Raw genomic sequence first — 25,407 nt, forward strand, 5'->3', positions numbered from 1 at the left:
GGACAATTGCGGGCTTGCCCCGAACAACGCTGGAGAGTCCGCGATGCAGCGGGATCTGGAATTCGATGTGGTGGTGGTCGGTGCCGGCCTGCCGGGCCTGGCGCTGTGTGCGGCGTTGCGGCGTGCGCAGATTTCGGTGGCCCTGGTCGAGGGCCGCGTGCCGGAATGGCCGGTGGGTGGCTGGGATGCGCGGGTCTATGCCTTCAGCCCGGGCAGCGCGCGGTTTCTCGACGGCGTGGGTGCCTGGGCCCACCTCGATCGCTCGCGGCTGCAACCGATGAAGCGCATCGAGGTGTTCGGTGATCGCGGCGCGCGGCTGGATTTTTCCGCTTTTGACGTGGGGGTGCCGGAACTGGCCTGGATAGGCGAATCCAGTCTGATCGCGCGCGAACTGTGGGAAGGCGTGAAGCGGCAGGCGAATGTCACGCTGCTGTGCCCGGCGCGGCCGCAGGCGCTGCACGCGAGCGATGGCCGCAGCCGGCTCACGCTGGAAGATGGACGGGTGCTGGATGCCGCGCTGGTGGTCGGTGCCGACGGGGTCAATTCCTGGGTCAGGGCGCAGTCCGGACTGGATGCACGCTTCACCGACTACCGCGAGCAGGGCGTGGTAGCCAATTTCCGGTGCGAGAAGCCGCACCTGGGCACCGCCTGGCAGTGGTTCCGCAACGACGGCGTGCTGGCTTTCCTGCCTCTGCCCGATCAGCACATGTCCATGGTGTGGTCCGCGCCGGAGGCGGTGGCGCACGAACTGCTGCAATATGAGCCGGCGACACTGGCGGCGCATGTGGCCGCCGCGGGCGAACATGTGCTGGGCCGGCTCGAGCTGGTGACGCCGGCCGCCGGCTTTCCGCTGCGCCTGATGCAGGTGCCGCAGGTGATCGCGCCCGGGCTGGCGCTGATCGGCGATGCGGCGCACGCCATCCATCCACTGTCCGGCCATGGCGTAAACCTGGGATTCGCCGATGCGCGCGTGATGGCGGAGGTGATTTCCGGCGTCGACCGGTCGGTGCTGGGCGACGTGCGCGTGCTGCGCCGCTACGAGCGGCGGCGCGCCGAGGAAGTGAAGGCGATGCAGCTCACCACCCATGCGCTGCACGAACTGTTCCGGCCGCAGTGGCCGGCACTTTCCTGGCTGCGCAATACCGGGCTGAACCTGACGCGCCGGCTGCCGGTCGTACGCAACGCATTGGTACGCTATGCGCTCGGCTGAGCCGACCGATTACATCAATGGGTGCCACAGGCACCCCGACGAGGAAAACACATGTCCATCAAGCACACCGCAGCCATCGCCTGCGTTCTCGCCTCTTCGCTGGCCTGGGCCGGTCCGGAGGACACCATCAAGGCCGCGGTCGAAGCCACGCTGGGCGGCGGCGCCAAGGTCGAGGGGGTGAGCAAGACGCCGTATCTCGGCCTGTACGAGGTGCGTGTCGGCGGCGAGATCATCTACACCGACGAAAAGGCGAACTACCTGCTGCTCGGTGAAATCCTCGACGCCAAGACCCGGCAGAACATCACGCAGGCACGTCAGGCGCAGTTGTCGGCAATCAATTTCGCCGAGTTGCCGCTGGAACTGGCGATCAAGCAGGTGCGCGGCAATGGCAAGCGCGTCATCGCCACCTTCGAGGATCCGAACTGCGGCTATTGCAAGAAGCTGGCGAAGGAACTGCAGTCGCTCAATGACGTGACCGTCTACACCTTCCTGACGCCGGTGCTGGGCCCGGATTCGCAGAAGAAGTCGGAAGCCATCTGGTGTTCGCTCGACCGGCAGAAGGCCTGGACCGACTGGATGACCGCCAATGTGGCGCCCGCTGCGCAGCAAGCTTCGTGCGACCTGAGCGGTCTGCAGAAATCCGCGGCGCTCGGCGAGAAGTACCGGGTGCGCGGCACGCCGACCATATTCCTCAGCAATGGCGAGCGCATACCCGGCTATGTGCCGGTCGCCCAGCTCGACAAGCGCATGAGTGCGGTGAAGTGAGCTGAGCGACGCGACGCGGGCGGTCCGGCAAGCGGCCTGGCCTGTGCGCCCACGCCGCTTACTGGACCGTGCACGATGCGTCGGCGTCGCTGCCCAGTCCGGTGCTGCCGCCCAGCCCGCCGGCACCCGGGCGCGGCGCCGTGGACGAGGGCAGTGCGCCATCCAGTCCCGGGTTTTCGTTCAGCGACTGTGGTGCGCTCTTGCTGCCGATGACGATGCCCGATTGACCGACTTCGAAGGTCTTGCTGCCGCCATCGTTCTTCACCTCGATGCTGCCCTCCTCGACATCCAGCACCAGCGCCGGTTCGCTGCCGCGCTCTTCCTTCGCGTCCTGCAGCGCCTTGATGCAGGCGGGTTCTTCCTTGGTCGTTTCGTCGCACAGCAGCAGGCCGAACCGGGTGCCGCGTATGCCTATCGTTGCGGTCACCGTACTCGCGCGGTAGCCCTGTCGATTGCGTTTGCCGATCAGCCCGGTCACCGCGCGCAGGCCGCCCTTGACCAGGCTGTACAGCAGGCTGTCGCTTTCCGGTTTCGCCTCGTCGAAGGCATAGCCGTCGATGCGGATCTGGCTGCGCGGCCGCAGCGCCAGCGTCGAGCCGTCGCCGAATTCGATGCGCGCCACCGTGGCCTTCTCGGTACTGATCACGTCACCCGAATACACCGCCGAATCGCGCGCAAGGATGCGCGTCTTGTTGTCCGGGGTCTGCACATACATGGTGCCCGACAGATAGCTCACGCGACCCGCCGCCTGCGACGATGATTGTTGCGCATGGACGCATGTGCCGGACAGCAGCAGGCCCAGCAGCACAAGCGGAAGGCGGAGCGGACTCATGAGGTTCTCCTGGGTAAGGTTGCCATGCGCTGGGCTCAGCGGCACTGCAGCCGGCTGGCGCGGAAGTCGCGCAACGGCTGATCCGGCTGCGGACCAGCCGCGGTGGCAATGCTGCCGACGGCTTCCACCGTGTCGGCGACGTTGAGCGTCGGCACGCGCGGCGTGGCCGGCGGCGTCGGCGGATCGATGCGCGGTGGCTTGAACACTTCGGGCAGCAGCGGGGGTACGACGGTGATCGGCGTCGTACCGGGATCGACCGGCGCGGGCTCGACCGGTGCTTCGCCACCACAGTTGCTCACGCAGGCCGGATGCAGCAGCACCAGCACATTCGCCGAGCGGCCCAGCTCGTCGCCGCTGGCCGCCTGCAGTACCAGTGCGCCGGCGGCGATGTCGGAAGCACTTACCAGTTCGCGGCTTTCGCCCTGCACCGGTTGCACGTTACCGAGGCGCGTGATGGCCAGCACACCATCGAGCAGCGTGCCGCCATCGCGCACCACGATGCGGTCCTGCGACGACGCGGCCAGGTCGAATTCCATGCGGCCGGCGCCGGTCTGGGTGAGCGAACCTTCTATCGTGAGCGTGCCGATGCCGGCCGCGCCACCCGGTCTGAGCACACCGGCATTCACCACCTCGCCGTACAGGGTTCCGCCGCCGTCGATGATGCCGCTGCTGTCCAGCGTGCCGGTGTGCAATAGCGCCGCACCCGACGCGAGCGTGATGCGGCCGGCATTGCCGCGGGACAGCGCGAGCGCAAGCAATCCTTCGCGCACATCCAGCGTACCGGCGCCGGTGTTGTCGACGAGCGCGCCATCGGCGAAGCGCGTGCCGCCGCTGCCGGTCTTGATGACCAGGCCGCGATTGATGAGCACGGTGCCGCTGCCCTCCACGCTGCTGTCGCCGACCAGGGTGACCACACCGCTGTTGTCGATCAGGCTGCCATCGAGCATCTGCAGGCCGTCCGCTGCCGCGGCGGCCGCGGCCAGACCTTGGGCGACCTCCGCGCTGCCGCCGGTTTCTATCGTCAGGCTGCCGCCGTTCTGCACCCGCACATCGGACAGCACATGGCCGCCGGACGCGCCGCCTATCCGGAACTCGCCACCTTCGCCTATCGCCAGCCGGCCGCCTTCGATGCGCCCGGCGCCGTTCCAGTCCATGCGCCCGAACACATTCATCTGGTGACCGTCGACCAGTGCCAGCGTGGCGCCGCCGCCCAGCACGAGGTCGCCGCCGACGACCGAAGGCTGACTGGCGAGGTTCAAAGTCGGGTCGGCGTTGCCCAGCGCAAGCGTCGCGTCACTCAATGTGAGCCGGTTGCCGGCGCCGATGTGCAGGCCGGCGATCTGGTGGCTGCCGCTGCTCAGCGTCACCTGCGCGCCGCCGGCGAAATCGATGAACACCAGATCGGTCAGGCCGGGCAGCACATCGCTGCTCCAGTTGGCGGCATCCAGCCAGCTCAGCGTGCCGGCACCGCCATCCCAGCAGATGCCGCCGCACTGCACCGGCTGGTAGCGCAGTTTGAGGCTGCCGGTGCTGCTGGCCGTGGTGTAGCCCTCCGGCAATGTCGTGGTCTGGAAGCCGCCGCTCACGCCGCCGGATGCGGTGACGATGTCGGCATCCAGCGGCACGCGGTCGTAGCCGCTGTCCTCGACCACCTGCAGCGCGCCGGACAGCGTGGTGCTGCCAGCGGTGCGCAGCAGGCCGGCGCCGTCGTCATCGACATGCGTGATGAGTACACCGCCGGCGGACTGGCTGAAGCTGCCGCCGAGCTGCAGCGTGCCGTCGACCAGTTCCAGCGTGCCGCTGTTCAGGATGTCCGCATCGAGCAGCGTGCTGGCGTCGTTCCGCTTTACCAGCAGGCCGTCGCCGGTGTTGTCTATCGTGAGCGTGCCGGTTGGCGTCCACGCCACATCGGCCAGGTCCGCCAGCGCGGTGGTGTCGCTGCCGAGGTTCAGGGTGCCGTGATTGGTGATGCGGTTCGCAAGATTCAAATGCACATTGCTCACCAGCGTGAGCGTGCCGTCGTTGACGATGTGCAGGCCGGACAGATCGGCGTACTGAGCGCCGCCGAAGCTGAGGTCGGCGCCCTCTGCGACGGTGAGCAGACGCTGGCCTTCCGGCGGCAGCGCGTACAGCGGGCCGCCGGCAATGTCGTAGCCGCTGATCAGGCCGCTGGCGATGACGCCATCGCTCACGGTCGAACCGCTGCCGGTCAGCGTGAGCGTGCCCAGGCCACCCAGGCTGGTGTATTGACCGCCGGTCCAGCCCATGTCGAGCCGGCTCAGGCGGGTGGCTCCGTTGAAGTTCACGATGCCGCCGCGCAGCACCAGAGGCTGGATGAACTGCAGTGCCGGCGCGAAATCGACCCGCCCGTCGGTGACACGGGTGTGCCCGGTCGCCGCGATGCCGTAGCCACCATTCACGACAAGCTGCGCACCGGCGAACTCGACCGTGCCGGCGCCGCTCACGTCGCTGCCTGCGGCCAGCGTGCGCTGGCCGGCGCCGAAGGCCAGCGTTGCACCCGAGGCGACGGCATACACCCCGCTGTCGCCGTCGCCGCCCGAGACACGGATGTCCAGACGACCGGCATTCACCTGCACGACGCCGTGGTTGTCGAAGCGGTAATCGCCTTCCATGCGCTGTTCGTTCGCGCCGTTCTTGATCACCGTGCCGAAGTTCTCGAAGCGCGAGTCGCTGCCGCTGTGGCTGCCCACGGCCAGGGCATTGCCGCCGCTGATGTCGAGGATGCCGGTCGCCGCGTTGATCAGCGCGCCGCCATCGCCGTCGCTGGTATCGTAGAAATGCAGCAGCGCGCCGTCGACCAGGTCGATGCGGCCGCTGTTGTGCCAGACCACACTGATGCCGAAGCCCTGGCCGCCACCGCCCGTGGCCGTGGTGTGCCCGGCGGTGGTGAAGCGTCCGCCGCCGTCGATATCGGCACGGTCGCGCCAGTCGAATTCGCCGGTAACGGTGACTTCGCCATGGCTGCGCAGCGTGACGTTCTCGCCACCGGACAGCGTCAGCCTGTCCATCGTCACGACGCCATCGAACTGGCTGAAGCCACCGCTTTGCTGCAGGTGGGCGAAGCTGGCCGGACCGGCCACGGCGAGCGTGCCGCCGGTGAGCAGCACATCGCCCTGCAGCGACGAGGCGAGGCTGGCGTTGGTGCCGCCGGTGAGCGTGAGTGTTCCGCCAGCTATCGTCAGCGTGCTGCCGGTCGCTGTGTTGAGCGCCGCAATGCGCTGGTCGCCGCTGGACAGCAGCACCGAGGCGCCGCCATCCAGCGCGATGAATACCAGATCGTTCACGCCGGGCAGCACATCGCCGGTCCAGTTCGCGGCATCGGTCCACAGGTTGGTGCCGGCGCCACCGTCCCAGCAGATGCCACCGCACTGCACGCGGGCGAAGCTCACGCGCGCGGCATCCGCCGTGTAGCGCAGGCTGTAGTCGGCACCCGGCAGGCGGGTCGAGGTGAAGCGCCCGCTCACGCCTTCGCCCGCGCTCACCACATCGACCTGCAGGTTGGTGGTGGCCGTGCCCGGCGATTCCGACACTTCGAGATGTCCGGACAGGCTGGCGCTGCCGCTCACTGCCAGGCGATCGGACTGGCCGGTGGCATTGCCGCCGACCGTCACCACGAGCTGGCCGTCATCGCCCTGCACATAGTGACCCGATACCGTCAGCGTGCCGGTGACATGAACACCGGATTCCGTGTCGCCGACCTGCAGCGTGCCCTGGTTGATCAGCGTGCCATTGCTGCCGACGTCCAGGGTGCCGAAGCCCTGCATCGTGCTGCCGGCATTCACGGTGAAGCCGCCGGTGCGGCGCAGCGTCGCGCCGCGGTCGATGAAGGTGTGACCGGCGTGGCTGAAGCTGCCGCCGATTTCCAGCGTGGCGCCGGCGATGATGTCGATCTCGCCGGTGTGGGTGAAACTGCCGCCACCGGGCGCATTGGCGTAGCCGATGCCGAAGCGCAGGCTGCCGCTGCCGACCTCGATGCGGCCCGCGTTGCTCACCAGCGCGTAATTCGCGGTGCCGCCCGGTATGCCCAGCGTGCCTATGCTGGTTTCGCCGCCGCCGTCCTTGCGGATGAGACCGCCGGCCAGATTGTTCAGCGTGAGCGTACCGGTGCCGACCGAGCGGTCGCCCATCGAGAAATTGCCCGCTATCGCGAAGCGCCCGGCGTTGTCCAGCCGCGCATTGCCGACGATGTCGACATGACCTTCCTGCCAGTCCAGCGTGCCCAGATTGGTGAGCGAACCGGCGCCGAAGCGCTTGTAGCTGCCGCTCTGCACGTCGTCGCTGCCGGTGGTGCGCAAGGTGAGCGTTGCCGCCTCGGCGATGCGCAGATGGCCGGTCAGCGTACCGCGCAACCATTCGCCCGCGCCGGTCAGCGTGAGGGAAGCCGGGCCGGTCAGCGTGCCGCCGGTCCACGTGAAGGCATTCGTGGCGGAATCGGCATTCACCGTGACGCTGCCGCCGGATTGCGCGATCGACCCGGCGAGCAGACCCGCCTGCAGCACGACCTGGGCGCTGCCGGCGATCTCCAGATGCGGGATTGCTGCAGCGGACTGCACGGTGAAGCGCGCGTTGTCCTGCACCCGTACCGTGTAGTCAGCCCCCGCGACGACCGCTGCAGTGCTGGCGGTCGTACCGACCGCGTTGCCGATGAACTCCAGCCGGCCCGCCCCGCCGAGCTGGCCGGTGCTGTCCAGATGGTAGCTGGCGCTGCCACCATAGCGCGCGGTGGCTTCTGCCGCGTAATCGACCGCGCCGGCCACGGTACTGCCGCCGGTCAGCGTCAGCACGCCGCCCAGGTGACGCAGCACGGCCCCCTGGCGGACTTCGGTGAAGCGCGAACTGCTGCTGTCGTCGCCGTCGTAATCCAGGCGGGCGCCGGCATCGAGCACCATGCGTCCGCTGCCTGTCATGCTGCCGCCGGTCCAGCTCGAGCCGTTGCCGGTGAGCGTGATCGTGGCGCTGCCGGCCAGCGTGCCGGCGCTCAGGAGCAGCCGCTGCAGGGTGGTCGCGGTATCGGCGATCAGTGTGCCGCCGGCAAGCAGCACGTCGCCGGCGAGCGAGGAGGTGGCCAGCCCCTGGGCGCCGCCGGTGAACCGCAGCGTGCCGCCGCTCAGCAACAGCGTGTTGCCGGCCAGCGTGGTGAGCGCGGCGATGCTGTGGTCACCGGAGGACAGTTCCACCGTGACGCCGCCATCGAGCGCGATGAACACCAGGTCATTCACACCCGGCAGCACGTCGCCGGTCCAGTTCGCCGCATCGAGCCAGCTCAGCGTGCCGGCGCCACCGTCCCAGCAGATGCCGGCGCACTGGATGCCGGTGTAATTCAGGATGAACTGCTGCGTGCTGCTCGACACATTGAAACCATCGGGCAGTGATTGCGTGCGGAACTGTCCGCTGACCGCCGACGCGCTGACGAAGGGCGTACTGCCATTCACCGGCGTGTAACCGTCCAGCATGCTCACCACCAGGGCGCCATCGATCGCCGCCGTGCGGTCGACCAACAGCGCATCGGTGCCGCTTGCGCCGCGCTCGACCAGCAGACTGCCATCGGAGGCCTGCGTGAACACGCCGGCGATGCGCAGCGTGCCGGTAGCGCCCGCGCCGCCCGGCGCCACGATGCCGCGATTGAGCAGGCCGGTGCCGCCCACGGTGAGCGTGCCGAAACCGGATATGGTGCCGGTATTGGTGAGCGCACTGTTCTGGGTCGAGAATCCGGTGCCGTTCAACAGGTGCAGCGTGCCCGCGTTGGCCGAGAAGCCATCGGCCAGGATGGATCCCTGGGCGACCGTGAATTGCCCGTTGTTCACCAGCCGCGTCGGCTGCCAGAAACTGAACCGGCCGCTGCCCTGCTTGACCAGCGTGCCGTCATTGACGAAGCGGCCGGCGGTACCGCTGTACCAGGTGCCGGCGCCGCTGCCGCTGCCGCTGTCGAGATAGAACAGCGCGCCGTCGGCATTGATGAAGTCCGCGCCATCGCTCAGCATCAGGTAGCCGGAACTCTTGTACAGCGCGCTGCCGCCGGACGCGTTGGTGTGACGCAGCGAGCGACCGGCCAGTCCGAAGCTGCCGTTGCCGCTGATCTGCAGCACGCCGCTCACCGTGAGGGTGCCGCTGCCGGTCACATTGCCGCCGGTCCACTCGTAGCGTCCGGACAGTTCGTTGCTGCCGTTGCCGGCCAGACTGCCGCCGCTCTGGCGCACGATGCCGGCGAGGTTCACGCCGTCGTCCAGCGTCAGCGTGCCGCCGCTGATCTGCAGCACACCGGCGCCGGACACGACGACGCCGGCCAGCGCGCGACTGGCGCCGCCGGTGATGTCCATTGTCCCGGCATCCGCGATCTCGATCTGGCCACCGAGCTGATGTTCGGTCTGGCTGCCGGTCAGCGTGATGCGTCCGGCATCCACCCGCAGGCGACCGCTCTGCGCGAGCGCGACCTGTCCGGATGCGCCGAAATCCAGGCGGCCGCTGCCGGTCTTGATCAGCGTGCCGGTATTGACGAAGCGACCCGCCGCGCCGCTGTCCTGGTCGATGTACTGCACGCCGCTGCCCGCCACGTCGAACGTGAGCGTGCCGCCGTTGCGGAACTCGCTGCCCTCGTCGAGTACCAGACTGCGCTGGATGGTCGCGGCGATGCGGCTGTCACCACTCGCGTTGCGGTGATCGAACACGGTGCCGCCGCGCAGGTAGACCGGGTTGCTGCCGGTCTGGCTCAGCACGCCGCGCTGCTGCAGCGTGCCTCCGCCGGTGATGACGCCGCCGGTCCAGCCGAAATCGCCGTCGACCGAAACGCTGCTTCCGGTGTCCACCCGCAACGTACCGGACGACATTTCGAGCCGGCTGCCGATGGCCGATGCATTGCCGAGTACCAGTGTGCCGCCGGCGAGCGTGAGCACACCGTCTCCGGTCGCGGTAAAGCCGCTCAGCGTGCTCGAGGTGCCGGCCCGCACCAGCACACGCGCATCGCCGGCGATGCCGAGCTGGGCCAGCGTGATGTTGCTGCCGCCCAGATCGACCTGGCCCGCACGAATGTCGAAACTGCCGATCTGGCTGAACGCAAGATTGCCGTAGCTGCCGAAATCGAGCCGGCCTGCGCCGGTCTTGATCAGCGTGCCGGTGTTTTCGAACAGGCCGGCGCTGCCGCTGTCCTGATCGATGTACAGGATGTTTTCAGCATTCGCTGACTCCAGCGTGAGCGTGCCGGTGTTGCGGAAGATGGCGCCGTTCTCGATGTTGAAGCCGCTGCTGGAGCTGTTGCTGATGCGGCTGTCGCCCGAGTCGTTCGTGTGCGCCAGCGTCAGCCCGTCGCGCAGATAGACGGTGTTGTTGCCGCTCTGCTCGAAGCGACCGGCCACGGTCAGCGTGCCGGCGTTTGCCGCGTCGGCGGCGCGCAGCGAGCCGCCGGTCCAGGTGAAGCGGCCATTCAGCGCCGCCGAGCCGGCGAGCACCAGGTTGCCATTGGACAGCAGGTAGTCGGTGTCGATGCGGGCGCCCTGTGCCAGCGTGAGCGTGCCCGCGGACTGCTGGATCCGGCCGGCGCCGGTGAAGCGCGCTGTCTCGCCCGCGCTTGCAGCGGCGCTGCCGGAAAGTTGCAGCGCGGTGTCGGCCGCGAGCGTGGTGCGGCCATTGAATTCGTTGCCGGCTCCGGTCAGCGCGACGCTGCCTTCGCGGATGTCCAGCACGCCGTCCTGCTGCAACCGGGTCGGGCTGTACACCGACAGCGTGCCGGACCCGCTCTTGATCAGCGTGCCCTGATTGTTCAGCGTGCCGCCACTGCCGCCGGTGTAATAGGTGCCGAAGCTGCCGCCGCCGGTGTCCACCGTCAGCACGGCGCCGGCTTCGTTGATCAGTTGCGCCTCGCTGCCGGTCAGGTAGAAGTAGCCGCCGGTCTTGGCGATGCGGCTGTCGCCGCTGGTGTTGGCATGGGCGAGCACCGTGTTGTCCAGGCCGAACGACGCGTTGCCGCCGCCCACGGTCAGTACACCGCCGACCGCGAGGCGACCGCCGCCGGCTATCGTGCCGCCAGTCCATTCAAGTCTGCCGCTGCTGTCGGTGCTGCCGGCGACATTCAGCGTGCCGCCACTGAGCGCGATGTCCGAGGCCAGCGTGGCGAGGTTGAGGTTGAGCGTGCCGGACACGAGTTCGATGCGCGTCTGACCCTGGTCCGCGTTGAGATTGGCGGTATGACCGGCGACGCGCAGCAGCGAGGAGGGCAGCAGCAGGGCGGCGTCGTAATTCACCGTGCCGCCGCTGATGGCGATGGCGTCGAAGGCCAGGCCCGCACCGGCGAAGGTGGAGGTGCCGTTGTACTGCAGGAAGCTGCCGATATGGCCGTCGCCACGCACCGTGAAGCGCGCGGAGCTGCCATTCAGTGTCACCGTGGCGAGGTCGACCGGTGTGAGTGCGGTGAGCTGGCCGCTGCCGCTCAGCGTGAGGTTGCCGGCGATCTCCAGTTCGTTGGTCACGGTCAGCGAACCGCCAGTGATGCTCAGATGCTCCTGCGATATGAGCTCCGCCACCGTCCAGTTGCCGGATGACACGGTGACCGTCGGCGTATAGCCGATGCGGTCGATCAGCACCGTCATTGCTTCGCCATTCGGCGCGACGCCGAGCGACCAGTTGGTGCCGGTGGCCCAGTCGCCGCTGGAATTGGATATCCACTCGTTCACCTGCCCGTCCAGCGCGTCGCCGCGCGCGATGAGGAAGGTGCCGACACCATAGAAGCTGCCGTAGCCATAGCCGGTCGGGGTATCCAGGCTGGCGAACGCGCTGCCGCTGGCGCGGACGTTGTAGCGGATGAGCGGGAAGGCTTCGCTGCTGTCCGGCTCGAAGCCATCGACATGGCGCACGAGCAGGCGGCCGCCAAAGGCCAGCGTGCCATCGACATCGAGCGCGCCATGCCCGCTGCCGCGATCGAGGCCGCCGATATCCATGCTCAGCGTGCCGTCCGCGGTCTGGGTCAGATTACCGGTGAGCAGCAACAGTCCGCGGCCGACCTCGAGCAGACCGGCGTTGGTGAGCGTGCGGCCGCTCATCGAAATTTCGCCGGCGCCGACGATGCGTCCGGTGTTCAGGATATTGCTGCCGGAATGGAAGCCGCCGCCATCCAGTTGCAGCGTGCCGCTATTGGTCCAGCTCGCGCCGCTGTTCCATGCGTTGAGGGAAATCTCCTTGCCGGCACTGGCGGCGAGGATGGTGCCGGCATTGCTGCCGTTGTCCGAGAAGTAGATGTACCCGCCATTGGTGCCGGTGACGGTGACGCCTGCGCCGATGGACAGCGGGGAATTGGAGCTGTAGCCGAGGTAGTTGTTGGCGCGCACGGCGTCGTGCGAACCGGCGAACAGGATGGTGCCATTGCCGCCGATGGACCATGCGCCGGAAGTGCCGCGCAGGAAGGTGGAACTGCCATCGGAAGCCAGCGTGACCGTGCTGCCGTCCAGCACCAGCGCGCCGGCCACCTGCAGATCGCCGCCATTGCTCACCACGATATTCCCGGCGCCGGCGCGGTTGCCGGTGGCCGACAGCGTCACGTTCGACAGCGTGCCGCCGCTGGCATTGAGCCGTTCGCCCAGCACCAGATCCAGGCTGTCCAGCCGGCCGCCGGACAGCGTGCTCACCAGACTGTCCGAGATCAGCGTTCCGCCGCGTATCGTGCCCCCGCTGAGCGCAAAGCCACCGGTGCGCAGTTCGCTGCCGATGTTGATGGTGCCGCCACTCATGACGAGCCGGCCATTGATGACTGAATCTCGGCTCAGGGTGAGCGTGCTGCCGGTCACTTCGATGTTCTCGTTGGAGAACAGCGATGCCAGGCGGATTTCGCTGTAGCGGGTGCTGCTGCGTATCGTGATCGTCAGGTCGCCCGCGCGATCGATGATCACCTCGTTGCCGTCGGTCGGGATGAGGCCACCGGCCCAGTTCGCCGCCACGTCCCAGTAGCCGGAGCTTTCCGATATCCAGTTGCTGGCAATGGTGCCGGTGGCGAAGCTCAGCGCATTCGAGAACGTGTTGGCGCTCAGTTGCAGCGCGCCGGTGTCGATGCGTGCGAAGCGTCCGCTCAGACAGCCGTCGCTGCCACAGGACAGCACGGTGTAGCGATCGTTGGCGCCGAACTTGACGTCGTCGGCGGGCAGCATGACCAGCGCGCCACCCATCTCAGCGCTGCCGCTGACCACCAGCTTGTCCTGGTCGGCCGCGGCAGTGCCCAGCACATCGGCTTCGAGCACGCCTTCGGCGGTCTGTTCGAACTGAGCGATCAAGGTGAGCGTGCCGGCGCTGCCCTGGCCGCCCGGGCGCACGGTGCCTGCATTGCTGAACAGCGCGCCGCCCAGATTCAGCGTGCCGCCACCCTGGACGATGCCGGTATTGTTCAGTGCCGCAGCGCCGGTCTGCAGTGTCGCGCCCGCCGTCACGTCGATCAGCCCCGCGTTGAGCGGGAACTGGCTGGTGATGAGCGTGCCGCTCTCCACCTTGAGCGTGCCGGTATTGGTCAGCGGCATGGCCAGCGTGGCGGTGGCACTGCCGGTCTTGCGCAGCAGGCCCGCGTTGTCCATGCGCCCGCTGCCTTCGTGGGTGATCTGCGGCGCCCCGGCCAGTTCCAGCTCACCGGCGGACAGGATGGCGAGGCGGCCGCCGGTCTGTATCTGCAGCGCACCGCTGGTGTTCTGTGCGAGCGTCGTCCCGGCGATTTCCAGCGTGCGGCTGAGCGCGCGCAAAGAACCCGACAGGATGCGCGTTGCGCCGGACAGACGCGTGGTGCCGGCGCCGGCCATGCTGCCACCGCTCCAGTCCATGTCGGTCCGTATATCGAGCACGCCGCTGCCGGTGATGCTGCCCGAAGTGAAACGCAGCCGTCCGGCGCCGGCAATGCTGCTGTTGCCGGAAGTCGTGAGTGTGGCGCCCGACAGCTCGAGCGATCCGGCGGCGATCTGCAGCGTGTCGTTGGCATCGAGTACGAAGCTGCCGGAATCCAGCCGCAGCGAACCACTGCCCGAGGTCGTGAGCACGGCGCCGCCGATGCGGCTGCCCGCCGTGTTGCCGACCAGCGACAGGATGCCGCTGGTGGCGGTGACGTTGCCGCGCAGGTCGAGATAGCGCAGATAGGCGGTGCCATCGCCGCTGCGCTCCACATTGCCCAGCGCGACCAGCGTACCGCTGCCGCCATTGCTGGTCGAGCGCTGTATGGCCACGTTCTCGCCCAGCGTGAGCGTGCGGCCGGCGGCGACTTCCAGCGTGCGGTCGAGCGTGCGTGTGCCGCTGCCGGTCAGCGTTGCCGAGGTGTCAAGGCGCGTGGTGCCGGTACCCGACATGCTGCCGCCGGTCCAGTCGAAGCCGGCGCTGACGGTAAGCGTGCCGGCACCGCCCAGGGTGCCGGATTCGATGCGGAACTGTCCCGTGCCCTGGACGGTGGCGCTGCCGCTGCTGGCGAGCGTGGCACCGCTCAGATCCAGGCGGCCGGCGGTGATGGCGAGCTGCTGCCCGTCGCCCAGCGTGAACAGGCCCGAATCCAGACGCAGCAAGCCGCTGTCGCGGGTGGCGGCGCGCAGGCCATGCAGGCTGCTGCCCTGGGTGTTGCCATGCAAGGAAAGCGTGCCGCTGGACGACGCGATGGTGCCCGACAGGTCCAGGTACTGGAGGTAGGCGGTGCCGCTGCCGCTGTCCTTCACCACCTCGCCCGATGCGATCAGTGCGCCGCTGCCGCCGTTGCTGGTCGAGCGCTGCAGCGACACATTGTCGCCCAGGCTCAGGGTGACGCCTTGCGCCACCTCGAAACGGCGATCCACATAGCGTGCGCCGCTGCCACTCAGCGCGCTGTCGCGCAGCAGCCGCGTCGTGCCGCTGCCGGCCATGCTGCCGCCCAGCCATTCGAAGCGCGATGCGATGTTCACCAGCCCGCTGCCGGCCAGCGTCGCACCACTGGACAGTTGCAGTATGCCGTCGCCGGCAAAGGTGGTGTCCGCGTCCGCGGAAATGACGCCGGAATCCAGGTGCATCCGCCCGTCGCCTTCCAGCGTGAACTGTCCGGCGATGCGGTTGCCCGCATTGCTGTCCGACTGCAGGCGCAGCGTGGTGCCGCTGCCCAGCGAAATCACGGAACCGGCGTCGGCAGACAGCAGCACGCTGCCGCCGCTGCCGGACGCCATATGGATGTAGCCGTTCGCGCCATCGGTGAGCAGACGTCCGCCGGTCGCGATGTGCAGCGCGCCGCTGTCGCCGCCGTTCTGGCGGATCTGCAGGAAATATCCGGTGCTGTTGCTGAACAGCAGCTCGCCGCCGACCACCATGCGGCGGTCAAGATAGCGGTATGCCGAGCTGCCATCGACATGGCCGTGGCCGGTGAGCGTGGTCGTGCCGGAGCCCGCCATGGTGCCGCCACCCCAACTGAAGTCGCCGCTCAGCACGATGTCGGCGCTGCCGCCCAGCGTACCGCCATCCATGCGCACCGGGCCGGCCAGGGTCAGTGCAGCGGCGGCTTCCAGCGTGGCGCCGCTGCTGATGCGCAGGCGGCCGCTGCCGTCGATGACCGTGCTGGCCGAGGTGCGCATCAGCCCGGAATCGAGGTGAACATCCCCGGTGCCGCCCAGCGTGAAATGACCGCCGATGAAGTTGTTGCCGCTACTGTCGGCTTGCAGCGTGAGGTCCGCGCCGCTGGCCGCATCGATGCGCGCGCCTTCGTCGGCGCTGAACAGCGCACTGCCGGCGCTGCCGGCCGCCATGTAGATCATGCCGGCTGCGGCGTCGGTGGACAGCCGCCCGCTGGCGGCGATGTGCAGAGTGCCACCGGCGCCGATCTGCAGGTAGTAGCCGCTGCTGTTGCCGAACTGCATGGAGCCGGTCACCACCATGCGGCGGTTCAGCAGCTTGTAAGCCGCCGTGTTGTCGATCACCGCATTGCCCGCCAGGGTGGCGGTGCCGCTGCCGGACAAGGTGCCGCCCGACCAGATCATGGGGCCGTTGATCAGTACGTTGCCGCTGCCGCCCAGCGTGCCGCCCTCGAAGCGGAACTGCGTCGAAATGGTCGAGGCGTGATCGAAGTTCAGGGTCGTGCCACCGCTGATGCGCAGCAGACCGGTACCGCCGACGGTGGTGGGGGCGGCTGTCGTGAACAGGCCGGAGTCGATGTGCAGTGCGCCGGCGCCGTCGAGCACGAACTGCCCGCCCAGCGTGTTGCCTGCGTTGCCGTCGCCGCGCAGTGTGAGCGTGGTGCCTTCGCCGACCGTGATCGCCGAACCGGCGGCGGCGGAGAAGGCTGCGCTGCCGCCGCTGCCCGCCTGCATGTAGATGAGGCCATTACTGGCGGTGGACAACCGTCCGCCCGCCGCCAGATGCAGTGCGCCGCCGTTCTCGATGCGCAGGTCGTAACCGGCCGAATTGCCGAAGGTGAGATGGCCGGACACTTCGATCCTGCGGCTTGCGTATTTGTAGGCGGAGGTGTTGTCGATGACGGCGTCGCCGATCAGGCGGGTGGTGCCGCTGCCGCCGAAGCGGCCGCCACGCCAGTCGAAACCGCTGGCGATCGTCAGCGTGCCGCCGCCGTTGATCGTTGCGCCGCCGCTCATGCGCAGCAGGCCGTCACCGCCGAAGGTGGCGTTGCCGTCGACATGGATCGCGCCGCTGTCCAGATGCAGCACGCCGCTTCCATCGAGATCGAAGCTGCCCGCAAGCTGGTTGCCGCTGTTGCTGTCGCTGCGCAGCGTGAGCATGGTGCCGTCGGCCACTGCGATGCGCCCGCCCGCGTCGGCGCTCAGCGTCGTCGTACCTCCGGTGCCGGCCTGCATGTAGATGAAGCCGTTCGTCGTGCCGGTGGCGAGCGTGCCGGTCGAGCCGATGTGCAGATGCCCGCCGTTGCCGATGCGAAGGTCATAGCCGGTCGGGTTGTCCAGCGTCAGCGTGCCGTCGATGCGCAGCGTGCGCTGCAGGTAACGATAGGCGCTGCTGTCGTCGATCAGGCCGTTGCCGCTCAGCACCGTGCTGCCACTGCCGTCCATGCTGCCGCCACGCCAGTCGAACAGCGTAGCGACCGTGAGCACGTGGCTGCCACCGATCGCGCCTGAATTCGCAAGACGCAGTGAGCCGCTGCCGCTGATGGTCGTATCGGCGCCGGTATTTATCCGACCCGCCGCCAACAGAAGCAGGCCGTTGCCGGTGGTGGTGAAGCTGCCGGCGATGAGATTGCCGGCCGCGTTGTCGGACGACAGGTTGAATGTGCTGCCGTCGCCCAGAGCCAGGCTGGCGCTGCCTTCAGCGCTGAACAGGGCGGTGCCGGAGGACGCGGCCAGGCGCAGGAAGCCGTCGGCGGCCGCGGTACCGACGCTGCCGCCGGCACTGATGTTCAGTTGTCCGCCATCGCGCACGTACAGGTCGTAACCGGCGCTGTTGGCGAGTTCGAGCTGGCCGGTCACGTTGAGCCGACGGTCGAGGTAGCGGTAGGCGACACTGTTGTCGATCAGGCCGCTGCCGGTCAGCGTCGTGGTGGCGCCGCTCAGCATCTGGCCGCTCTGCCACAGCAGGCCGCCCAGCGTCAGTGCGGCATTGCCACCGAGGTTGGCGGCCAGCGTCAGGCGTCCGCTGATGGACGATGCGCCGCCATTGAAGGTGAGTGTGCCCGATGTCGCGCTGTAGTCGCCGTCGATGTGCGTGCCATCGCTCGCGTTGAAGGTGACGCCGCCCGTGACGGTGCCGGCGTCGATGTCGATGCCGGCGCCCGAGTCATAGCGGCTGCCGCGCAGGTCGACGGTCGAACTGCTGCCAGCGCGGATCAGGATGCCGCCGGCCGCCGTCTGCAGCACCGGCAGCACGATGTCGGCGCGCTGGTCGCCCACCTGCACACCGTTGCTGTAGCCGGTCTGCAGCGTCATGCTGCCGCTGCCCTGGGTCACGATGCGCAGCGCAGCACCGTGCGCACCGCCGGTCACCAGATCGATGCCGGCGCTGGCACCGCCTTCCGCGGTGCCGAGATTGCGCGTCTCGATCAGCAGGCTGCTGTCCGCCGCCAGCGTGAGCTGACCGCTTGTTTCGCCACTGGCATTGCCGCTGCCTGTGTAACTGAAGGCCTGATCACCGACGGTAACCGAGCGCTGCGCGCGCAGCACGATGTCGGTGGTTTTGCTCTGTTCCTCGATCTCGCTCTCGAACAGCACGGTGGGACCGAGCGCGCCGGCATCGATGCGGCCGTCGTCGCCGAAACTTGCGTTGCCATCGATTGATCCGTCGCCGCTTCCGCCCTGGATCACGATGGCCAGCGGGTCGAGCAGCAGGGTGCCGTTGCGGCCGCGGGCCGCCGAGGTGTCGGTGCGTCCGCGATAGAGCAGGGCGACCTTGCCCGATACCTCCACCTGGCCGCCGTTGCCGCCATCACGGCCGCCACGCGCCCAGATATTGCCGTGGAAGGCCGTGACCTGATCGCCCCACACCACCACCTTGCCGCCATCGCCTTCCTGCAGTGCGTCGACCAGCAGTCGCGCGCCGGAAGCCACCTGCGTCGTCTGCGCATTGCGCACCGCCGGATTGGCGCCCTGCCAGTCGCCGCCGATCAGCAGCGAACCGCCGCCGCGGTCGCCGGAGGCATCCAGCTCGGCTTCTGCACCGATGCGTACCGTTTCGCCGGTAACCACGATGTGGCCGCCCTGGCCTGCATCGACCGGCGGGGTGCCGGGCGATAGCGGGCCGGCGGCGGTGGCCGGAAGTTCGATGTCGGCGGGGGCGGCTGGCGCTGGCGCGGGCGCCGGAGCCGGCAGTCTGCCCACCGATCGCAGCGTGCCCTCGACCACCGCCCGATGTTCGGCCGCGATATCGATGCGGCCACCGCGCATGCCGCTGGTGTCGATCACCGCGCCTGCCTCGACCTTCACTTCCGGTGCCGCGATGTCGACCTGGCCGCCATCGCCCTGGCTGGTGCGCGCGGTCGTTTCCGACTGCGCGGTGAGCGTGACCGATTTCGACGCCTTCAGCACGATGCGGCCGTCCGCCGTCCGTTCCGCGCCGGTGGCCTGCACCTTGCCGCCCTGCACGAGCGCGGCGCCGAACATGCCGGCATTGCCGCTGCGTGCGATGATCTGTCCCAGGTTGACCGCCTCGCCGCCCGCCTCGATGCGCACGCGCAGAGCCGGCTGGTGAGGATCTGCGATGTCTACGCTCTTGCCGGCGGCGAGCACGATGTCGCCGTTGTCCGCGGTGATCAGTCCGGTGTTCTCGATGTCGGTCGCGATCAGCAGCAGCGGGCCACCCGTGGTTTTCAGCGTGCCCTCGTTGCGCAGCTTGCCGGCGGCGCCTTCGGCAGTGAAGCGCAGGCGGCCGCTGGCGAAGTCCTGATTGCTGATGTTCAGTGTCGAGGCCACCAGCCCGGCGGTGTCGACGCGTGCGCCGGCACCGAACAGGATGCCGTTGGGGTTGATCAGGAACACCTTGCCGTTGGCGATCAGCGAACCCAGGATGTGCGAGGGGTCTTGCCCGACCACCCGGTTCAGCACGCTGGAGTTCGCGTCCGGCTGGATGAAGCGGGTGACTTCGCCCGCCTGTATCGAGAAGTGCTTCCAGTGGATGATGGACTTGTCGCCCGCCGTGATGTTCAGCGTATTGCCCTGCTGCTGCACCTCGACCGGCCCCTGGATCACCTGATGTCCGCTCGGATTGGCGATGACCAGACCGGGCATGGCTGCGGCCATGGCGGCGACCAGCCGGCGCAATGCCCGGCTGCCGCGTCCCTTGCCGCGGCGGCTCGTTTCCTCCGGCGCGGGCATATAAGTGCCCTGCGCATCGGAATACACCAGGGTGTAGCGACCTTTGTTCATGCTGACCTCAAGTTTCCGGTTTCCGGGCCGATGAGCGCATCGGGATGCTGCTCGCGCGCGGCGCGCCGGAACGGAAGGATTTCGGCCTCACCGGCAACCTTGCCGATGCGGCATTCATTGAACGGAACCGCCTGACAGACGCTAGAAGGTCAGGCTGAACGATGCGTGCACGCGGTGGCTGCCGGAGTCGTATCTGCCGGCTCCGTCCATCAATTGAGCGTAGTCGACGCGCCCCGACAACCACGTGGAATAGTTGACGCGCAGGCCGATGCCGGCCGACAGAACGCCATAGGATGTGACTTCGCCCGGTTCTGCGCGCGCGCGGTACAGGTGTGCGCCATCCGCGAACAGCACGCCGCGCATCACCCAGGTGTCCGCGGCGATCCATGCTGGCGTATCGAGGTCGGCACCGATACGCCAGCCGCGGTCGTCGGCGAGCACGCGCTCGCGCAGGCCGCGCACCGAATCGGCGCCGCCGACACCGAACTGTTCGCCCGATACCAGTGCGTCATTGGTGTACTGCGCCTGCGCCTGCAGCCGCAGCCGCCAGTCGCGCGGCAGCAACTGCAGCCAGGACGCGCCGGCGCGCACGATGACGAAACGCGCGTCTGCCCGCGCGCGAAGCGCGGCGAAGTCCTCGTCACGACCATGCTCGCCACCGGGGATGTTGCGGGCGATGCTCACATTGACCGCTGCTTCCCGCATGTCATTGCGCCAGTTGCCGTACCAGCCCAGGCTGACCGGATGCGTGATGACACGCGGCACCAGATTGCCCGGCACATTGTCCAGCGTGAGGCTGCTGTCGAAGTCGCGCCAGTCGAGCGACAGACTGATGCGCTGGGAAAGTTCGCCGTCGCGCGGCAGATGCCAGTTGTGACGCGCACCGAAGATGCGGCCGGCGCCCGACACGCTGGCGGTCGAATTCAGTATCTGTACCTGTCCGGAGTTGACGCTGGAATAGCCGGCGATCAGGTCGATCGAATTGCCGCTTTCATAAAGCGGGATGCGATAACCAAGACCGAAAATCGTCACGTCGGCTGGTTGCTCGACCGAGGTGGTGTACTGGAAGGTGGCGACATGGTCGCGATTGAACAGATTGGCGTGCTGCAGGCCGACGGCCACGCGGTGCGTGCCGGTCGAAGGTGTGCCGCTGTTGTCCACCGTGATGAAGCGGCGCAACGGATTGTCGTCGGCGACCGATACCGTGGCGGCGATCTCGCCTGGCTTGCGTCCGGACCGGAACACCACGTCGCTCTGCTTGGAACTGTTCTCGTTGGCCAGCGACAACTGGCGCGCCACGTCGGTGGTGTTGGGCATGCGGCCGTCCGCCAGACCGGGCAGACTGCGCCGGATGTTGTCATCGTCGTGATGACGGGCGCCCTGCAGCGTGATCTCGGTGAGCCGTGGTTCCAGAACCTCGAGGATGACGGTGCCGTCGCTCAGCTCCTGTTCCGGCACGCTGACCTGTGCAGCGCCGAAGCCGCGCCGGTGGTAGGCGGTCTGCAGCGCGGTGCGCGCCGCTTCGATCTGGCTGAAACCGACCTCGCGGCCGGTATAGGGGGCGAGCAGTGCGTCGATTTCCGAGGGGCGGAATACCGAACCGCCGGCGAGCGAATAGGCGCGCACCTCGAAACGCGGTCCGTCCGCCGCCTCTTCCGCATGTGCGACCACTGCTGAAAGCTGTACCGCACAGATGAGTGCGCACAGCACGCCGATTCTGACCACCGCTGACCCCGCCCGGATGTAAGGACTTTTATCCGTTGAAGTCTAGTGCTTTCGCAGCCCGATGACTGTAGTACTTAAGGCCTACGCAACATGGCCGGAACCGCGGGCAAACCGTACGGGTACACCGTTGCGGAATGTATCAGCGGTCGCGATGCTCCAGCAGATCATCGAGCCTGCGGGCCAGTTCGGCGTTGGCACCGACCAGTTTCATGCGCATTTCGCTGGCCTGTTCCGCCGAACCGGACAGGCTCAGCGCCAGCGCCATGTGGAAAAGTACGTCCGGATGATCGGGCATCCCGGCCAGCGCCCTCTGCAGCGGCGCGATCGCGTCCTGGTAGCGCGCGCCGCGCACCAGTGTCGCGCCGGCCTGGTGCCAGGCGTCCGGATTGTCGGGCTCTGCGCGTGTCCAGGCGAGTGCCGTGTCGGCTGCCTGCTGCCAGCGCGATTGGGCGGTAAGCCGCGCGACGCGCAGGAACCAGGGTTGTTCCGCGTCCGGCCTTTCCCACAGCGCAAGCCCGGTCAGAGGTCCGATGTCGCGTTCCGGCAGGCTGCGCAGCGCGCTCACCCGGTCGGCGGGCATGGCGAAATAGCCGCCGCGATGACCGGCGTTCAGGAAGGTGGTGATGCCGATGAGCTGCCCCTGGTCGTCGAACAGACCGCCGCCGCTGCCGCCCAGCGTGAAGCCGCTGGAGGTTTCGAAGATCGCGCTGCCGCCGTGCGGATGCAGAGTGGAAATGCGGCCCGGCGCGAAAAAGGCTTCCATCCCTCCCGGGTAGCCGTAGAAGAAGGATCGTTCGCCCGGCTTCACCGATGCCGAATCGCGCAGCGCGACCACGCGCAATGGCATGGGGGCGGTGCGCAGCAGGCACAGGTCGTTGTCCATGTCGGCCTTCTGCCCGAATACCGGGAACACCAGGGCGCCCTTGGCCACTTCGAGCCTGGCCGCGTGGCGGGTCACGTGGCAGTTGGTCACCACCTCGTTCTCGGCGACCACGACGCCGGAACCGAAGTAGCTCTTGCCCGCGGCGTCGGCCACCCGCACCTGGACCACGCTGATGGACAGTCCGGTGAAGAAGGCCGAACCGAATTCTCGCGGCGCATCGGCGGCCATGGCGGCAGGGTAAAAAGCCGGCGAACACAGCAACGCGGACAGCAGCAGGGTCAGGCGCGGCATCGTAAGCTCCGGTGGGAATGGCGGCATCGGTGATCGGAGCGGCCGACCGCCGCGAAAGTTCAGTCTGTCCGGTTCAGCCGTCCAGTTCTTCACCGATGGCAAAGAAGGCGCCGCCCGCCACATGATGCAAGGTACGCAGCGCGTCATCCTGCGGACCGAAGTGCCAGCGACCGTCGCTGAACACGCGCTCGTCCGCGCGTGCGGCCACCACCTCGCCGATGAACAGGTCGTAACGGCTCTGGTTGTGGGCTTCCGGCAGCAACACGCATTCGAGCCAGGCGATGCAGCCGGCGACGCAGGGCGCCGCGACCCGCTGCGACGGCTCGGCCGCGACACCCAGTTCGACGAACTTGTCGCCCTCGCGGCCACTTCGATTGCCGGCGGCCACCGTGACATCCAGCATGCGGCGCGGCGGCACATTGATGACGAATTCGCCGGAGCGCTCGATCAGTTCGCGCGTGTAGGTGGCCTTGTCCAGCACCACCAGCAATTTGGGCGGTTCGAAATCGAGCGGCATGCACCAGGCCGCCGCCATCAGATTGCGCCGGCCATCAGCGGCCGCGCTCACCAGCACGGTGGGCCCATGATTCAGCAGACGATAGGCCTTGGCCAGCGGAACGGCTTGCATGCTCATGACGGACTCTCCGGAAACGCCGTGCCTACTTGCCCGCCGGCGCCGACCAACTGTCCTTCAGCGTCACCGCGCGATTGAACACCGGCGCGCCCGCTTTCGAGTCGACACGGTCGGCGACGAAATAGCCGTGGCGCTCGAACTGGAACTTGTCGTCCGGCGCGCACGCGGCCAGACCGGGCTCGACCCAGCCGTGCACCGACCTGATCGAATCGGGGTTCATCACGGTCAGGAAATCGCGGCCGCCTGCATCCGGATGTGCTTCGGTGAACAATCGGTCGTACAGACGGATTTCGGCGGCCAGACCCTGGCTTGCGCTGACCCAGGTGATGACGCCCTTCACCTTCACGCTGTCGGCACCCGGCGTGCCGCTCTTGGTATCCGGCACGAGGGTGGCGAGTACCGCGGTGACGCGGCCGTCGCTGTCCTTTTCGCAGCCGGTGCACTCGATCACATAGCCGTACTTGAGCCGCGCCCTGTTTCCGGGAAACAGCCGGTGATAGCCCTTGGGCGCTTCTTCCATGAAGTCGTCGCGCTCGATCCAGACTTCCGGCGTCAGGTTGAAGCTGCGCGTGCCGCGCTCCGGGTGATGCGGATGCACCGGCGCCGAGCAGGGCTCCTCGTCACGCTCACCGAACACTTCTTTCCAGTTCGTGAGCTTGAGCTTGAGCGGTTCGAGTACCGCCATCGCGCGCGCCGCACGTCCATCGAGATCGTCGCGCAGCGCGCCTTCCAGCGTCGAGTATTCGATCCACGAATCGGCCTTGGATACACCGATGCGCTCGGCGAACAGTTGCAGCGCTTCGGGCGTGTAGCCGCGGCGGCGCAGACCGACGATGGTGGGCATGCGCGGGTCGTCCCAGCCGCTGACATGCTTCTCGGTCACCAGTTGCATGAGCTTGCGCTTGCTGGTGACCACATAGGTGAGGTTCAGACGCGCGAATTCGTACTGCCTGGGCAGCGGATGAGCCAGCAGGCCGCCCTCGGCCAGTCGTTCCAGCACCCAGTCGTAGAACGGACGCTGGTCCTCGAATTCCAGCGTGCAGATCGAATGCGTGATGCCCTCGACCGCATCTTCCAGCGGGTGGGCATAGGTGTACATCGGGTAGATGCACCACTTGTCGCCGGTGTTGTGATGGTGAGCATGCTTGATCCGGTAGATGGCCGGGTCGCGCATATTGATATTGGGGCTGGCCATGTCGATCTTCGCGCGCAGCACCATGGCGCCATCCGCATGCCGGCCGTCGCGCATTTCGCGGAACAGCGCCAGCGATTCTTCGGCCGGCCGATTGCGCCACGGCGAATCCTTGCCCGGTTCGGTCAGCGAACCGCGGTTGACCCGCATCTCCTCCTGCGTCTGCTGGTCGATGTAGGCATGGCCGGCGGTGATCAGGTATTCCGCCGCGCGGTACATGAAGTCGAAGTAGTCGCTGGCGAAATACAGGTGCGACGCACCGAAGGCGTCCCAGCCGAAACCCAGCCACTGCACCGCGTCCTTGATCGATTCGACGTATTCGACGTTCTCCTTTTCCGGATTGGTGTCGTCGAAACGCATGTGGCAGACGCCGCCGTAGTCGCGGGCCAGGCCGAAGTTCAGGCAGATGGACTTGGCGTGGCCCACATGAAGATAGCCGTTGGGCTCGGGCGGAAAGCGGGTGCGTATTTTCGCCGGATCGGCTTCGCCAGCGGCGTGGTGGGCAGCGTCGCCCGGGCTGCGCGCCCAGCGGCGGCTGGCGTAGGTGCCGTTGGCCAGATCCTTTTCGATCACGGCACGCAGGAAATTGGACGCCGGGGCTGGGGTATTGCGTTCGGACATGTTGGGCAGCGGAGAAATCTGAGGATGAGTGTCGTTGCCAGAGCATGAGCGGCAGCCGTCAGGCTGTCCGCTCGATGCAGGGCTCAGGCCGTAGCCTGACGAAAGAACACAATTCTAGCTGCTTGCCGGCGAAATTCAGGCTTGACAGCTTTTTGCGGCTTGCCTATGGTCTAGCCCATGCCCTCGCACCAGACCCAACTGCCCTTCCTCCCCTCGACGCTGCTCGCGTCGGGTCTGCTGCTGCGCCCCGCGCGCACATAAAACTTCCCCCTCCTGTCGTGCAGTGCCTGCCTCCGGTCGATGGACCGGGGGGGTGAATTCCGTTTTCCCGGAGCATTCCCATCATGTTCGAGCTGTATCAAACCTTGCCGATGCTGCGACTGCGCAGCGGTTGTCAGGCCGAGAAACCCGTGGCCGCCTGACAGCCCTGCATTCCGGCCACTTTTCCTTGA

General features: G+C 67.6%; 8 protein-coding genes. 2 read left to right on the plus strand and 6 right to left on the minus strand.

What is annotated here, in order from left to right:
• Positions 1-43: 43 nt before the first annotated feature.
• Complete coding sequence (locus tag A3Q7_RS0115745; protein ID WP_018412866.1) at positions 44-1,210, plus strand: UbiH/UbiF family hydroxylase; 1,167 nt, start codon at positions 44-46, stop codon at positions 1,208-1,210.
• A 51-nt stretch (positions 1,211-1,261) separates the two neighbouring features.
• A complete protein-coding gene (locus A3Q7_RS0115750) occupies positions 1,262-1,975 on the plus strand; it encodes a DsbC family protein (RefSeq protein WP_018412867.1) in 714 nt (237 codons plus the stop codon).
• 58 nt (positions 1,976-2,033) lie between these two features.
• Here A3Q7_RS0115750 and A3Q7_RS0115755 read toward each other — a convergent pair whose 3' ends face one another.
• The 6 genes from A3Q7_RS0115755 to A3Q7_RS0115780 form a co-directional block, all read right to left on the minus strand.
• Positions 2,034-2,807, minus strand: a complete 774-nt coding sequence (locus A3Q7_RS0115755; RefSeq protein ID WP_051079214.1) for a FecR family protein — start codon at positions 2,805-2,807, stop codon at positions 2,034-2,036.
• Between the two features lie 35 nt (positions 2,808-2,842).
• Positions 2,843-19,609, minus strand: coding sequence for a two-partner secretion domain-containing protein (locus tag A3Q7_RS19985; protein WP_018412869.1), 16,767 nt, complete (start codon positions 19,607-19,609; stop codon positions 2,843-2,845).
• 141 nt (positions 19,610-19,750) lie between these two features.
• Entirely contained in the window at positions 19,751-21,334 is a 1,584-nt protein-coding gene (locus tag A3Q7_RS0115765; protein ID WP_018412870.1) for a ShlB/FhaC/HecB family hemolysin secretion/activation protein, read from the minus strand.
• Between the two features lie 139 nt (positions 21,335-21,473).
• Positions 21,474-22,508 carry a S1 family peptidase gene (locus A3Q7_RS0115770; protein WP_018412871.1) on the minus strand — a complete coding sequence of 345 codons (1,035 nt, stop codon included), beginning with the start codon at positions 22,506-22,508 and terminating at the stop codon, positions 21,474-21,476.
• Positions 22,509-22,581: 73 nt separating this feature from the next.
• Positions 22,582-23,142 (minus strand): flavin reductase family protein, encoded by a 561-nt coding sequence (locus A3Q7_RS0115775; RefSeq protein ID WP_018412872.1) that lies wholly within the window; start codon positions 23,140-23,142, stop codon positions 22,582-22,584.
• A gap of 25 nt (positions 23,143-23,167) precedes the next feature.
• Complete coding sequence (locus tag A3Q7_RS0115780) at positions 23,168-24,955, minus strand: glutamine--tRNA ligase/YqeY domain fusion protein (protein ID WP_018412873.1); 1,788 nt, start codon at positions 24,953-24,955, stop codon at positions 23,168-23,170.
• Positions 24,956-25,407 lie beyond the last annotated feature (452 nt).

Origin of the sequence: Methyloversatilis thermotolerans (assembly GCF_000372885.1) — a bacterium.
GTDB lineage: Bacteria > Pseudomonadota > Gammaproteobacteria > Burkholderiales > Rhodocyclaceae > Methyloversatilis > Methyloversatilis thermotolerans.